This window comes from Paragemmobacter kunshanensis (genome assembly GCF_011059185.1).
Classification (GTDB): Bacteria; Pseudomonadota; Alphaproteobacteria; order Rhodobacterales; family Rhodobacteraceae; genus Paragemmobacter; species Paragemmobacter kunshanensis.
On sequence record NZ_JAALFE010000009.1, the window covers coordinates 111,795 to 125,296 of the forward strand.

Annotated in this window: 14 protein-coding genes; all 14 read left to right on the forward strand. The window is 64.0% G+C overall.

All coding sequences use genetic code 11. The features are described 5' to 3' along the window. The first annotated feature begins 11 nt into the window (after positions 1 to 11). The 14 genes from pxpA to G5V65_RS10950 all read left to right on the forward strand — a co-directional run bounded on the left by pxpA (position 12) and on the right by G5V65_RS10950 (position 13,502). Complete coding sequence (pxpA, locus tag G5V65_RS10885; protein WP_165049898.1) at positions 12 to 725, forward strand: 5-oxoprolinase subunit PxpA; 714 nt, start codon at positions 12 to 14, stop codon at positions 723 to 725. Positions 726 to 755: 30 nt separating this feature from the next. Then, a complete protein-coding gene (locus G5V65_RS10890) occupies positions 756 to 992 on the forward strand; it encodes an acetyl-CoA carboxylase (RefSeq protein WP_165049900.1) in 237 nt (78 codons plus the stop codon). Positions 993 to 995: 3 nt separating this feature from the next. Further along, positions 996 to 2,378 carry an acetyl-CoA carboxylase biotin carboxylase subunit gene (locus G5V65_RS10895; protein ID WP_165049902.1) on the forward strand — a complete coding sequence of 461 codons (1,383 nt, stop codon included), beginning with the start codon at positions 996 to 998 and terminating at the stop codon, positions 2,376 to 2,378. Further along, on the forward strand, positions 2,375 to 3,250 hold the full coding sequence (locus G5V65_RS10900; RefSeq protein ID WP_165049904.1) for a 5-oxoprolinase subunit B family protein: 876 nt from the start codon (positions 2,375 to 2,377) through the stop codon (positions 3,248 to 3,250). Before G5V65_RS10895 ends, G5V65_RS10900 begins: the two co-directional genes overlap by 4 nt. Then, positions 3,240 to 4,223 carry a 5-oxoprolinase subunit C family protein gene (locus G5V65_RS10905; RefSeq protein ID WP_165049907.1) on the forward strand — a complete coding sequence of 328 codons (984 nt, stop codon included), beginning with the start codon at positions 3,240 to 3,242 and terminating at the stop codon, positions 4,221 to 4,223. Before G5V65_RS10900 ends, G5V65_RS10905 begins: the two co-directional genes overlap by 11 nt. A 61-nt stretch (positions 4,224 to 4,284) precedes the next feature. Then, on the forward strand, positions 4,285 to 5,520 hold the full coding sequence (locus tag G5V65_RS10910) for an ABC transporter substrate-binding protein (protein WP_165049909.1): 1,236 nt from the start codon (positions 4,285 to 4,287) through the stop codon (positions 5,518 to 5,520). Continuing rightward, positions 5,517 to 6,500, forward strand: coding sequence for a GntR family transcriptional regulator (locus tag G5V65_RS10915; protein ID WP_165049911.1), 984 nt, complete (start codon positions 5,517 to 5,519; stop codon positions 6,498 to 6,500). Before G5V65_RS10910 ends, G5V65_RS10915 begins: the two co-directional genes overlap by 4 nt. A gap of 254 nt (positions 6,501 to 6,754) precedes the next feature. Then, positions 6,755 to 7,837 carry an ATP-binding cassette domain-containing protein gene (locus G5V65_RS10920; protein ID WP_206526764.1) on the forward strand — a complete coding sequence of 361 codons (1,083 nt, stop codon included), beginning with the start codon at positions 6,755 to 6,757 and terminating at the stop codon, positions 7,835 to 7,837. Next, positions 7,834 to 8,706, forward strand: coding sequence for an ABC transporter permease (locus G5V65_RS10925; protein WP_165049913.1), 873 nt, complete (start codon positions 7,834 to 7,836; stop codon positions 8,704 to 8,706). Before G5V65_RS10920 ends, G5V65_RS10925 begins: the two co-directional genes overlap by 4 nt. A gap of 3 nt (positions 8,707 to 8,709) precedes the next feature. Further along, positions 8,710 to 9,561, forward strand: coding sequence for an ABC transporter permease (locus tag G5V65_RS10930; RefSeq protein WP_165049915.1), 852 nt, complete (start codon positions 8,710 to 8,712; stop codon positions 9,559 to 9,561). Further along, positions 9,558 to 10,289, forward strand: coding sequence for an SDR family NAD(P)-dependent oxidoreductase (locus G5V65_RS10935; RefSeq protein WP_165049917.1), 732 nt, complete (start codon positions 9,558 to 9,560; stop codon positions 10,287 to 10,289). Before G5V65_RS10930 ends, G5V65_RS10935 begins: the two co-directional genes overlap by 4 nt. Next, positions 10,286 to 11,041, forward strand: coding sequence for an SDR family NAD(P)-dependent oxidoreductase (locus G5V65_RS10940; RefSeq protein WP_165049919.1), 756 nt, complete (start codon positions 10,286 to 10,288; stop codon positions 11,039 to 11,041). The genes G5V65_RS10935 and G5V65_RS10940 overlap by 4 nt, the downstream gene beginning before the upstream one ends. A gap of 61 nt (positions 11,042 to 11,102) precedes the next feature. Beyond that, positions 11,103 to 12,326: an ABC transporter substrate-binding protein gene (locus G5V65_RS10945; RefSeq protein ID WP_165049921.1), complete on the forward strand. Its 1,224-nt coding sequence runs from the start codon at positions 11,103 to 11,105 to the stop codon at positions 12,324 to 12,326. A 72-nt stretch (positions 12,327 to 12,398) separates the two neighbouring features. Then, positions 12,399 to 13,502 (forward strand): ATP-binding cassette domain-containing protein, encoded by a 1,104-nt coding sequence (locus G5V65_RS10950; RefSeq protein WP_165049923.1) that lies wholly within the window; start codon positions 12,399 to 12,401, stop codon positions 13,500 to 13,502.

The window sequence follows — 13,502 nt, forward strand, 5'->3', positions numbered from 1 at the left end:
GAGGGGACGGCATGACCATCATCAACTGTGACATGGGCGAAGGGTTCGGCCTCTATCGGATCGGCGATGACGAGGGGCTCATGCCGCTGATCGACGTGGCCAATGTGGCCTGCGGATTTCATGCGTCCGATTTCAACCACATGCGGCGAACGGTGCAACTGGCCGCGCGGCATGGCGTGAAGGTGGGGGCGCATCCGTCCCTGCCGGATCTGCAGGGCTTTGGCCGCCGGGAGATGAAGATCGGGCGCGAGGAACTGGTCAACTGCATGATCTATCAGATCGGGGCGCTGAAAGGGTTCCTCGAGGCCGAAGGCATGGCGTTGAACCATATCAAGCCGCACGGATCGCTTTATGGCATGGCTGCGCGGATCGAGGATGTGGCCAATGCCGTGGCGGATGTTGCCGACATCTTCCGCGTGCCGCTGTTCGGTATGGCCGGGACGCTGCACGAGACGATCTATACCGCGCGGGGCCATGCCTTCGTGTCGGAATTCTATGCCGACCTAGACTACAACGATCAGGGCGGGCTGATCATCACCCGCGAACATGCGGCGACCGATCCGGCGCTGGCGGCTGCGAATTGTCGCCGCGCAGTTGCCGAGGGCAAGGTGACCAGCGTGGGCGGCGTCGATGTGGCGGTCCGCGCCGATGCAATCTGCGTGCATTCCGATACGCCCAACGCTGTGGCCGTGGCCGAGGCGGTGCGTGCCGCCGTAGCGGCCTGATCCCATTCAACCGAAGACGAGGACCGAGACATGAGCAAGCAGATCCTTTCGCCCCTTCCCGGCACCTTCTATCGGCGCCCCTCGCCCGACAAGCCGGCCTTCAAGGAGGTGGGTGACCCGGTTGCCGTGGGTGACGTCATCGGGCTGATCGAGGTGATGAAGTCCTTTAACGAGGTGCAGGCGGATCAGGCCGGCACGATCATCGGATTTCCCGTCGATGACGAGGAACCGGTGATGGCGGGTCAGCCGCTTGTCGATCTGGGCTGAGCAATGGCGATCCGCAAGCTTCTGATCGCCAACCGGGGCGAGATTGCCGTACGGATCATCCGCGCGGCCAGAGAGTTGGGCATCAGGACCGTGCAGGTCTACAGCATGGCCGATGCCGACAGTCTGGCGGTGAAGCTGGCCGATGAGGCCGTGCCGATCGGCCCGCCTGCCGCGGCAAAATCCTATCTGAAGATCGACACGATCCTTGAAGCGGCGCGGTTGACCGGGGCGGATGCGGTGCATCCGGGCTATGGCTTTCTGGCCGAGAACGCGGATTTCGCCGATGCAGTGGAGGCGGCGGGCATGATCTGGGTCGGCCCCAAGGGCGATGCGATCCGGGTAATGGGTGACAAGGTCGCCGCGCGGATCGCCGCGGAACGGGCGGGCGTGCCTGTCGTGCCGGGGTCGGACGGGCGGGTGGACGACCCAGAACAGGCGCGCGCCATCGCGCTTGCCATCGGGTTTCCGGTGATGATCAAGGCCGCCGCCGGTGGGGGCGGGCGGGGCATCCGCATCGCCCATGACATGGAGGAGTTCGACCGCCTGATGCTGCAGGCCAGCGCTGAGGCGAGGGCGGCCTTCGGGGACGGGGGCCTGTATCTGGAAAAGGTGATCGAGCGCGCGCGGCATATCGAGGTGCAGATCCTTGGAGACGGCACGCGCGCCGTGCATTGCTTTGAGCGGGAATGTTCGCTGCAACGCCGCCGCCAGAAGGTCTGGGAAGAGGCGCCGTCGGCTGCCTTGCCGCAGAGCTTGCGGGAGAAGCTCTGCGCTTCGGCCGTGTCTCTTGCTGAGTCGGTGGGGTATCGCGGGGCGGGGACGCTGGAATATCTGTATGACGACCAGAGCGGGCAGTTCTTTTTTATCGAGATGAACACGCGGATCCAGGTTGAGCATCCGGTGACCGAGATGGTCACTGGGTTGGATCTGGTGCGCGAGATGATCCGGGTGGCGGGGGGAGAACCCCTGCGAATGCGGCAGGACGAGATCGTCCTGCGCGGGCATGCCATTGAAGTGCGGATCAATGCCGAGGACCCGGCGCGCAACTTTCAACCGGGGCCGGGAACAGTGGCCGCGCTGTCGGTGCCTGGGGGGGCGGGGGTGCGGTTCGATACGATGCTGTATCAGGGCTATACCGTGCCGCCCTTCTACGACTCGCTTCTGGGAAAGCTGATCGTCTGGGACGAGGACCGCAGCGCCGCGATCGCGCGCATGGCGCGGGCCTTGGACGAATTGTCAGTCGAGGGGCTGCCTACGACGAAACCCCTGCACGAGCTGCTCGCGCGCGACCCCGAGGTTGCGGCGGCGGCTTTTCACACGCGCTGGCTGGAACCCTGGCTGGAGCGAAATGCACACCGGCTTGGCACTGAGGAGACCACGGAATGAATACCAGATACTCCTTCGGCGGCGATGAGCACATCTTCGTGGAGTGCGACGAGGAGATGTCGCTTGAAGCCTTTTTCAAGGGCATGTCGATCACGACCGCGCTCAGGGAAGCGAAGATCAGGGGCGTGACGGAAATTTGCCCGGCGAATGCGTCGTTTCAGGTGCGCTTTGATCCGGATGTCATCGCTCCCGAGGCGATGTTGTCGGAGCTGAAGGCGCTGGAGGCGGCGGCGCAGGCGGCACCTTCGGTGCTGGAGACGCGGATCATCGAGGTGCCGGTCTATTACAACGACCCCTGGACCCATGAGACGCTGATGCGGTTTCGCGAGCGGCATCAGGACCCGACCTCGACCGATGTGGAATACACGGCGCGGATCAACAATCTGGATGGTGTGGACGGGTTCGTGAAGGCCCATTCCGGTGCGCCCTGGTTCGTGTCGATGGTGGGGTTCGTGGCCGGCCTGCCGTTCCTTTATCAGATGGTGGACCGCGCGCGGCAGATACAGTCGCCCAAGTACCTGCGCCCGCGGACGGATACGCCGCGTCTGACCGTGGGGCATGGCGGCTGTTTCGGCTGCATCTATTCGGTGCGGGGGGCGGGCGGTTATCAGATGTTCGGCATCACGCCGATGCCGATCTACGACCCGAACCAGACGGTTCCCTACCTGCGCGATTTCATGTGCCTGTTCAAACCCGGCGACATCGTGAAGTGGAAGCCCATCGGGCGCGAGGAATACGACCATACCGTCGCCGAGGTGGATGCGGGCCGCTGGATGCCGCGCATCGCGCCGGTGACCTTTTCGCTGGCAGAGTTCCAGAAGGACATCGACGGGACCAACACCCGGATCATGGAGGCGCTCAATGGCCATTAATGTCATCAAGCCGGGGCTTTCCACCACGGTGCAGGATCTGGGGCGGCCCGGATATTACCACATCGGCATTCCCACCTCTGGCGCGATGGACATGCTGTCGCTGGCTGCGGCGAACCTGCTGGTTGGCAACCCGGCGGGGGCCGCGGCGCTGGAGGCGGTGTTCATGGGGCCGGAACTGGAATTCACCGCCGATGCGATGGTGGCGGTGACCGGGGCCGACATGCCGCCGAAGGTGGACGGGCAGGAACAGGCGGGCTGGACGGCCTTTCCGGTGAAGAAGGGGCAGGTGCTGAGCTTCGGCTTCCTGAAGGCGGGGGCGAGGGCCTATATCGCTGTGTCGGGCGGGATCGACGTGCCGGTCGTGCTGGGATCGCGGTCGACCTATACGCTGGGGGCGCTTGGCGGGTTCGAGGGACGCAAACTGCAGGCGGGCGACGTGCTGCCGATGGCGGCAGGGTCGGGTGCCCGTTCCAGTGTCAGTGCCGGTCGGTCTGTGCCCGAGGAGTTACGGCGCAGGCCGGGGGCGCCGGCGGAATTGCGGATGCTGCCCGGGCTTTACTGGCATCGCATCACCGAGGCTGCCGGGGAGCGGTTCTTCGAGGACACCTGGAAGGTCGCCCCCGAGGCGGACCGGATCGGATACCGCTTCAAGGCCGGGCAGCCGCTTGAATTCGTGGACCGCGAACAACCCTTCGGGGCAGGATCAGATCCGTCGAACATCGTGGATGCCTGCTATCCCTATGGATCGGTCCAGGTGCCGGGCGGCACGGAGCCCATCGTTCTGCATCGTGACGCGGTGTCCGGAGGCGGCTATTTCATGGTCGGGACGGTCATCTCGGCCGACATGGATCTGATCGGGCAGTTGCAGCCGCATACGCCGACCCGGTTCGTGAAGGTGACGATGGAAGAGGCGCTGGCGGCCCGGCGCGATCGCAAGGCGGTGCTGGAGGGCATCGCCGCGGCGCTGGCCTGACGGCGCAGGGAAAACAGGCGCGGGCGTCCGTCCGCCCGCGCCCGACCTTGTGCGAGGACAGATGTACGAAGCCGAAGATCAGACCCAGCTTGCTGCGCCGCCGCATGTTCAGCGGCGGGTGCTGCGTGTTCTGGGCACATCGATCACTCTGCTGCCGCCGGTGCGCGATCAGGCGCGGGCGGATCTGGGCTTCGACATCGTTTTCGAGGAGATGGATTTCCTGGATTGCCAGAGGCAGGCAGCGATGCGGCCGGATGGCTATGACGTCTATGAGCAATGCTTTCACAACCTGGACATCGTGTGGTTCTGGGGGGCGTTGCAGCCCATCGACATCGCGCGCATCGCGGAATGGGACAATATCTCGGATCTGGTGAAACTGGGCGGTGTATCGAAATATGCCGGGCGCGGCCTTGGCGATGCGCCCGTGAAGAAGCTTTATATCCAGCCGGGCGGATTTCTGGGATCAAAGCCATCGCGCCATATCAGCATGTTGCCCACCGTGCACAACATGGACAGCTTCGGCTTCGATGCGCGGGTATTCGGGACGGGGACGGATCCGCGGCCAAGCTGGGCCTGGCTGCTGGATCGCCGGGCGAAGGGGCGGATAGCGCTGGTCGATGAGCCTGCGATCGGGTTTTTCGATGCGGCCCTGGCGGCCGAGGCATCGGGGGAGCTTGAGTTTGCCGATATCGGCAACATGACCATCGACGAGATCAACGCGCTGATGAAGCTTCTGGAGCGCAAGCGGGTGGAGGGATACTTCTGCGGCACCTGGCGCGGCGGGGAGGAAGCGGCTTCGCTGGCGGAAGCCGGCAGCGTGGCGGTGCAGAGCATGTGGTCGCCCGTATACGGCAAGCTTCGCGCGGCGCGTCCGCATTTCATCGAGGCGGCGCCGACCGAGGGCTATCGGGCCTGGCATGGCGGGGCGAGCCTGTCGCGCCATCTGCGCGGGGCGGTGCTGGACATGGCCTATGAATATCTCAACTGGTGGCTTTCGGGTTTCGCCGGGGCAGTGATGGCGCGGCAGGGCTATTACATCTCCAACCCGGCCCGCGCCCGCGATCACCTGTGCCCCGAGGAATGGGCCTATTGGTACGAAGGGGCCGCAGCCGCGCGCGATCTGGCCGGGCCGACGGGGGAGACGACCGTGAAGGCGGGGGAGCGCCGGGCGGGAGGCGCCTATACGGACCGGGCGCGCAAGATCGTGATCTGGAACACGGTCATGGACGAGTACAACTACGCTGCACGCGCATGGGACCGATTTGTCCGCCGTGTTCAGGATGGGGGCGAGGCATGATCCGTTCGGCCAATCCCCTGGCGCAGGAGCCGCGCTATGAGCTGATCGCCCGGGTTCTGCGCGAGAACATCGCGGCCGGCATCCTTCCGGAAGGGTTCGTGCTGCTGGAGGGGCCGATCGCCACGGTGATGCAGACAAGCCGCGTGCCGGTGCAGGCGGCGTTGCGGCAGTTGCTGGAAGAGAGACTGATCAGCCGCTTTGACGGAAGGGGTTATCTGGTGGGGCGGGTGACGGCCGGGACAGTGCCGATCCGGCGCGACATCCGGGAGCTGGACCTATTGATCCCACCGATGGTGGATGATGCCCTGCAGACGCGCGGGACATGGCGCCATGTCTATGACGAGGTCGAGGAAGAGGTGGCGTCCTGCCAGATCTTCGGCGAGTTCCGCATCGTCGAGACGGAGCTTGCCGAGCATCTGGGCGTCAGCCGCACCGTCGTCCGCGACGTGCTGGCGCGGTTGCAGGAGAGGGGGCTGATTCGGAAGAGTGCCGCCTCGCACTGGATCGCGGGGCCGCTGACCGCGCGGACCGTCAGCGACAAGTTCGAGCTGCGCGGCATCGTCGAGCCTGCCGCGCTGCGGCTTGCCGCGCCGCATATCCGTTATGCCGAGGTGGAGGACCTGCTGGAGCGAATCGAAACCGACCCGGCGATCACGCCACAGGAGATGGCGGATGCGCTTATGGAACACTGCATAGCGCAGGCACCAAACACCGCCCTTGTTGAGATGATCCGCAGCAACCGCCTCCTTCTTTCGGCAGTGGATCGGGCGCTGATCCGCCTGGGGCTGCCCCCGGACGAGGACACGATTGAGCAATATCAGACGCTGCTGGACCTCATTTCCAGGCATCCCATTGATTCCGCTTGTGAATATTTGCGGGATCACCTGTCCATCACCGCGCGGCGCTATCTGGCGCGGATGAAGATCGTCGCTGTCATCCCTGAGGCGGGAGCCTTTGCGCCGTATCTGAGTCCGCAGTAAAACGAATATTGCGTACCATTGTTCGCAATTATCGTGAGCGCTGTTCGCTCGCGGCCTGTTTTTCGGCCGTTTGTTTTCCTTTTCTTGCTCAAAATATGCCATGGCGTGCAATTTGATATGCCGTTGACAGATGGCAAAACTACCTATGTTATACGAAGTACAGTTTATGCGGGTCGTGTGACTCGGTCGTCCGGCTGGTTTCGGACAGCAATCAAAAAGGGGTGGCCGCGAAGCGACCCCAGCACACAGGTGAGGTGGATTTGGACACGTCGGTCTTCAGACTGGACGGCGTCACCAAGCGCTATGGCGACTTGGTTGCGCTTGACAATGCATCGCTGGAGGCGGGTGCGAACGAGTATATCTCGTTCCTCGGCCCGTCCGGGTCGGGCAAGACAACCTTGCTGAGGGTGATCGCCGGTTTTGAGGCGCCCGAAGCGGGGCGAGTCTTCTTCAACGGGCGCGACATTACCAATCTGCCTGCGCATGAGCGCGGTATCGGCTTCGTCTTCCAGAATTTCGCGCTGTTCCCGCATCTGACTGTGATCCAGAATGTCGGCTTCGGTCTGACACATGGGAAATCCGGGCTGAGCGCGGCCGAGATCGAGCGGCGCAGCCTCGAGATGATCGAACTGGTCGGCCTGTCGGGGATGGAAGGGCGAGGGGTCGATCAGATCTCGGGCGGCCAACGGCAGCGGGTGGCGCTGGCGCGGACGCTGACCATGCATCCGAAGCTGGTGCTTCTGGATGAACCCCTAGGCGCGCTGGACGCCAATCTCCGGTCGCGGATGCGGACGGAGTTGCGGGCAATCCGCGAAAGGCTGGGCGTGACCTTCGTCCATGTGACGGGCAGCGAGAATGAGGCGTTGGCGATGGGCGATCGCGTCGTCGTGCTGGACCGGGGGCGCATCATCCAGACCGGGACGCCGGGCGAGGTGTATGACAGCCCCGCTTCGCCTGACGTGGCGCATTTTCTGAACCGGTTCAACCTGTTCGACGGCAATCTTTCGGGAGGCCGGTTCAACGGCGTGTTCGGTTCCGTGCCGGTGCCGCGCAGCGTGCGGTCCGACCGGGATGTCTATGCCGTGCGCTATGACCGGATGCGGGCACTGCCGGTTTCCGCCGATGCGGCGGGCCCGGCCATCAAGGCGCGCTTCGTGGCTTCGGAATACCTCGGATCGTCGATGATGAACTTCTTCGAGGCCGAGGATGGCCATGTGATCGAGATGGAGCATCACCTGAGCCTTGGCACCCCCCAAACCTTCGAGGCGCGGCAGGACTATCTGCTGACCTGGAACCCGGAACAGGCCATCGTCTTTGGTCGCGAGGCATCCCGATGAGCAGCCAGATCTCCATTCAGAAACGTCAGTCCAAGACCACCCGCTGGTTGCTGGCGCCGGGCATCATCTGGATGTCGCTGTTCCTGGTCGTGCCGATCCTGATGATCGTCTACGTGTCCTTCTGGACGCAGACGACCTTCAACATCTCACCCGATCCGACGCTGGCGAGCTGGAAGCAGTTCTTCTCGTCCGACACCTATACCGGCTCGCTGTGGACCACGGTGCGGATCTGGCTGATCGTTCTGGCCTGCACCTTTGTCGTCGGCTATCCGACCGCGCTTTTCGTGGGGCTCTTCGTCAAGTCGAAGACGCTGTCGACGGTTCTGCTGGTGATCTGCGTGATTCCTTTCTGGACATCGTTCCTGATCCGCGTGCTGGCCTGGCGGCCGATGCTTGGCAAGGAGGGCGCGATCAATATCGTGCTGCTGAAACTGGGGATCATCCAGCAGCCAATCGAGGTGCTGTTGTTCACCGAACTGTCGGTGATCATCGGGATGACGCAGATCTATTGCGTGTTCATGGTCGGCCCCATTGCCTTCATGCTGAGCCGGATCGACCGCAACATCATCGAGGCGGCACGCGATCTGGGTGCGGGGTTCGGGCGGATCTTCTGGAAGATCATCTTCCCGCTGTCGCTGCCGGGTGTCGTGGTGGGCGCGATCTTCGTGTCGGTCATGGTGCTGGGTGAATTCGCGACTTCGGGCGCACTGTCGGGCCGGAAGGTGAACCTGCTGGGCAACATCATCGTGACGCAGGTTGGTTCGCTGAAATGGGCGATGGCGTCGGTCGTGGGGGTGATCCTGACGGTGGTCATGGGCATCGTGATCGCGGGCTTCCTGCGCATCGTCGATCTGAAGCGGGAGCTGTAAGTCATGGAATCGCGCATCCTGAAACCCGCGCTTGGCCTTTACGTCGCGCTGTTCGTGCTGTTCCTTTACGGGCCGTTCGTGGTGCTGACGATCATCTCGTTCCAGCAGGGGCCTGAGGGCGGGCCGCAGTTCCCGATCATCGAATGGTCCACCTACTGGTATCGCCACATCTTTGGGCTGACCCCGCCGTCACGCATCGCGCCGCTGCCTTTCGGCGAGGCCTTGCTGCGGTCGCTGGTGCTGGCCTTCATGACGATGGTGGTGTCCACCGTGCTGGGCGTGATGTCGGCACAGGCCTTCCGGCGCAAGTTCAAGGGATCGGGCGTCGTCTTCTACCTGATCGTGCTGGGCATGATGGTGCCGGGCGTGCTGACCGGGCTGGGAACGTCGCTCTTGGCCAACAACGTGATCGGGATCGAGCGGCACTGGTACACGACCGCCTTTGCCACCCATGTGGCCTATACCTTTCCCTTTGCCTTCCTTGTGATGCTGGCGATCCTGAACCGCTTTGACGCCTCTGTCGAAGAAGCGTCCTGGTCGCTGGGGGTGGATCCCTGGACCACCTTCCGCAAGGTGACCTTCCCGCTGATCTTCCCGGGCGTGCTGTCGGCGATGCTGTTTGCCTTCACGCTGTCGCTGGACGAATTCCCCCGGACGCTGTTCGCTTCTGGGCGGGATCAGACCCTGCCGCTGGCGATCTACGGGACTTTCTCGGTCGAGATCCATCCCAACATCTTTGCCTTCGGGGTGCTGACGACGCTGTTCTCCTTTGCGCTTTTGTCGGTCTACGGGCTGCTGATGGCGATGTCCGTGCGGCGCGCGAGGAAGATGGCCATGCAGGAGGATATCGCATGACCGTCGCTGGGACAGTCATCGTTACCGGAGCGGGATCGGGCATCGGGCGGGCGATCGCGCTGCAGTTGGCTGCGGATGGGTTCAACGTGATGGTGAACGACTTCCGGGCTGCCGCAGCGGCGGCGGTTGCGGCGGAGATCGGTGCAAGGGCGCGCAGCTGCGGGGGGGATGTGTCGGACGAGGCGGATGTTGCGTCCATGGTGACCGAGACGGAGGCAGCCTTCGGGCCGGTCACGCATCTGGTGAACAACGCAGGCCATGTGCATCAGGGGCGGTTCACCGACCTGACCACGGCGGATTTCGACCGGATGCTTGCGGTACATCTGCGCGGCACCTTCCTGTGTACGAAGGCGGTGATCGAGGGGATGCTGGCGCGCAAGTCTGGGGCGGTGGTCAACGTTGCCTCGCAGCTGGGCCAGATCGGTGGGGTAGAGCTGGTCCACTACAGCGCTGCCAAGGCCGGGATCATAGGTCTGACCAAAGCGCTGGCGCGCGAGGTTTCGGCGCAGGGGGTGCGGGTGAATGCCGTGGCGCCGGGCCCCATCAACACGCCGCTGGTGCGCAGCCTGTCGGAAGACTGGCAGCGCGCGAAGGCCGCAGAATTGCCGCTGGGCCGGTTCGGAGAGCCGGAGGAAGTGGCAGCGACGGTGTCCTTCCTGTGTTCGCCTGCGGCGTCCTTGTTCGTGGGCCAGACGCTGGGGCCAAATTCGGGAGACGTGATGCTATGACCGAGACCGTTCTGATCACCGGGGCCGGTATCGGCATCGGAAGGGCCAGCGCCAGGGCCTTTGGCGCGGCCGGATATCATGTGGTGGTGACCGACATCCTGGCCGCCGAGGGGCAGTCCTGCGTCGACGAGATCGTGGCGGCGGGCGGCAGTGCCGAGTTTCACGCGCTGGACGTGCGGTCGACCGAGGCTGCCGATGCGCTGGTCGCTAAGATCGAGGCGGAGCGGGGCGGGATCGACGTCATCGTCGCCAATGCAGGCATCGCGCACAAGGTGCCGTTGCCCGTGCTGAGCGACGAGAAGTGGGATTTCACTTTCGACATTGATTTGAAGGGGATCTTCCGGGTCGTGCGTCCGGCATTAGCGGGGATGAAGGCGCGCAGGAAGGGATCCGTCATTGCGCTGTCTTCGATCATGGGCGTGGCCTACGGCTGGGACGAACATGTGCATTACTCGGCCGCGAAGGCGGGGGTTGTGGGTTTGGTGCGCGGCCTGGCGGTGGAACTGGCGCGCGACGGCATCCGCGTGAACGGCGTGGCGCCTGGATACATCCGCACTGCACAACTGCTTTCGAAGGAGAATTCGCTGGGCCCCGAGGGCGCCGAGAAGGCCGGTGAATTCATCCCCATGGGGCGCATCGGCGAGCCTGAGGAGATCGCCGACGTGATCCTGTTCCTGGCATCCAACGGCGCCCGATACATGACCGGACAGGTCGTGGTCGTGGACGGAGGATTGCTCGTCGGGCGCTACTAGCGTGCGGCGGGGCAAGAAGAAGACGTCAATACCAACAGACGGAAAAACAGGAGGTAACTACATGAATACTCAGTCGCTTTCGCGGCGCCGTTTCCTGCAGGGGACTGCAGGCAGCGTGGCGCTGGCCGCAGGGGGGATGCCCTTCCTCGGCGCGCAGCAGGCCTTTGCCGCCGATCTGGCGTCGCAGGAACTGCGCACGGTCGGCCTGTCGGTCACGGTACAGGAACGCATCCTGACCGAATTCCAGGCGGCCTCGGGCGTGAAGGCCGTGTCGGGCAAGGCCGACATCTTCCCGAACACCCAGACCGAACTGCTGTCGGGTTCGACCGCCTATGACTGCTGGGAAACCATCGGCGAGCGTCTTCCGGCCATCGTGCAGACCGATCTGGTCGCGCCGATCCCGACCGCTTCGCTGACCAACTGGACGGGCGTCGGCGAGTCCTTCCTCAAGCCGTCGGACAAGTGGGAACCCCGTGCGCAGATCGTGGGCCAGATCTGGACCGACGAGAGCCAGACCGCGCTGAACATGGTGCCGACCGTCTACAACTTCGACTCGATCGGGTTCCGGCCCGACCTCGTCGATGCGGAAGAAGCCTCGAACTGGTCGGCTCTGTTCGACCCCAAGTTCAAGGGCAAGACGGGCCTGAACGTGGACCCGCTTATTGCCTTCGGACAGGCCGTCATGGCGATGAACGAACTGGGCCTTTCGGAAGTGCCGAACCCGGGCAACCCGGATGCGGCGGCGATCGAGGAAGCGGCGAAGTTCCTGATCTCCAAGAAGAAGGAAGGCCAGTTCCGCGCCCTGTGGGGTGACTTCGGCGAATTGGTGAACCTGCTGGCCTCGGGCGAGATGATCCTGGCCGATGCCTGGCAGCCGGCCGTCATGGCGGTGAAGGCGCAGGGCGTTCAGTGTTCCTATGCAACGATGAAGACCGGCTATCGCGGTTGGGCAATCGGGGTGTCGGCGCTGAAATCCTCGCCCAACTTCGATGCGGTCGTCGCCTATGCCGACTACTGGCTGTCGGGTGGCCCGGCGGTCGCTGTGTCGGAACAGGGCTACTATTCGCCCAACGACAGGGTGAAGGCCGTCATGGCGCCCGAGAAGTACGCCTTCTGGTACGAAGGCGCGCCGTGGGTCGGTGCGGAAGAGCGCGGGATCAAGGAAGGCGACCTGCGCGATGGCGGTTCGCTGGCGACGCGTGCGGCGAATGTCGCCTACTGGCACCAGTGGCCGGATGAATATGACCTGCTCATCCAGAAGTGGGACGAGTTCCTGTCGGCCTGATCCGACGCGAAACCTGCGGTCGGGGCGATCTGCCCCGGCCGCACCCAAGACCAGACATCCGGGGACTTTCCAGTGGCCTACGACCTGCAGCTTTCGCATATCGGCAAGGTTTACGACAACGGCACGCCTGCCGTGATCGATTTCAACCTTGATGTGGACAAGGGAGAGTTCATCGCCTTTCTCGGCCCGTCGGGCTGTGGCAAGACGACGACCCTGCGGATGATCGCGGGGTTTGAATCGATCACTTCGGGTGATCTGCTGATCCGGGGCCGGCGGGTGAACGACCTGCAGCCGGAGAAGCGACCGACTTCGATGATCTTTCAGAACTACGCGCTGTTTCCACATCTGACGGTGCGGCAGAACGTGATGTTCGGGCTGGAGGTGAAGGGCCTGCCCGCCGCCGAGGCGAACCGCAAGGTGGACCGCATCCTGGACAAGCTTGGCCTGTCCGACGTGGCCGACATCCGCCCCACGCGGCTTTCGGGGGGGCAGCGGCAGCGGATCGCGCTAGCGCGGTCGCTGGTGGTAGAGCCCGATATCCTGCTGCTGGACGAGCCGCTGGGTGCGCTGGATGCGAACCTGCGCAAGTCGATCCAGAACGAATTGAAGCTGTTGCAGCGCGATCTGGGAATCACCTTCGTCTTCGTGACCCATGCGCAATCCGAGGCGCTGGCGCTGTCGGACCGGATCGTGGTGATGAATGCGGGGCGGGTGGAGCAGATCAGCCCCCCGCGCGAGCTGTATACCCGGCCGCAAAGCATCTTTGTGGCGCGGTTCATCGGGGCAAACACACTGATTTCGGGCAGCGTGCGTGGCACGCAGGGGGGGCATCTGGCAGTGGAGACGGCCTTTGGCACGCTGTTGGCGGAGCCTTCCGCCGGGATGCCGGCGGCTGGGGCCGCGGCGTCGATCGTGCTGCCGGCGGAGGCGATGCATGTCCTGCCCGCCACGATGCCCGAGGCCGAGATCAGGGCAAGCCATGGTGCCAATCTCGTGCCATGCCGGATCACGCGTCTGCAGTTGGTAGGCCATATCCTGCAAATCGGGATGGTACTGCCCAACGGCGAGGCAGTGACCCTGGAAGGACATGCGGACAAGTATCGCGACACGCTGTCGGCGGGGAGCGAGGCCGTCGTGGCATGGAACCCGTCCGATGCAACCCTGATCGTCCAGTAG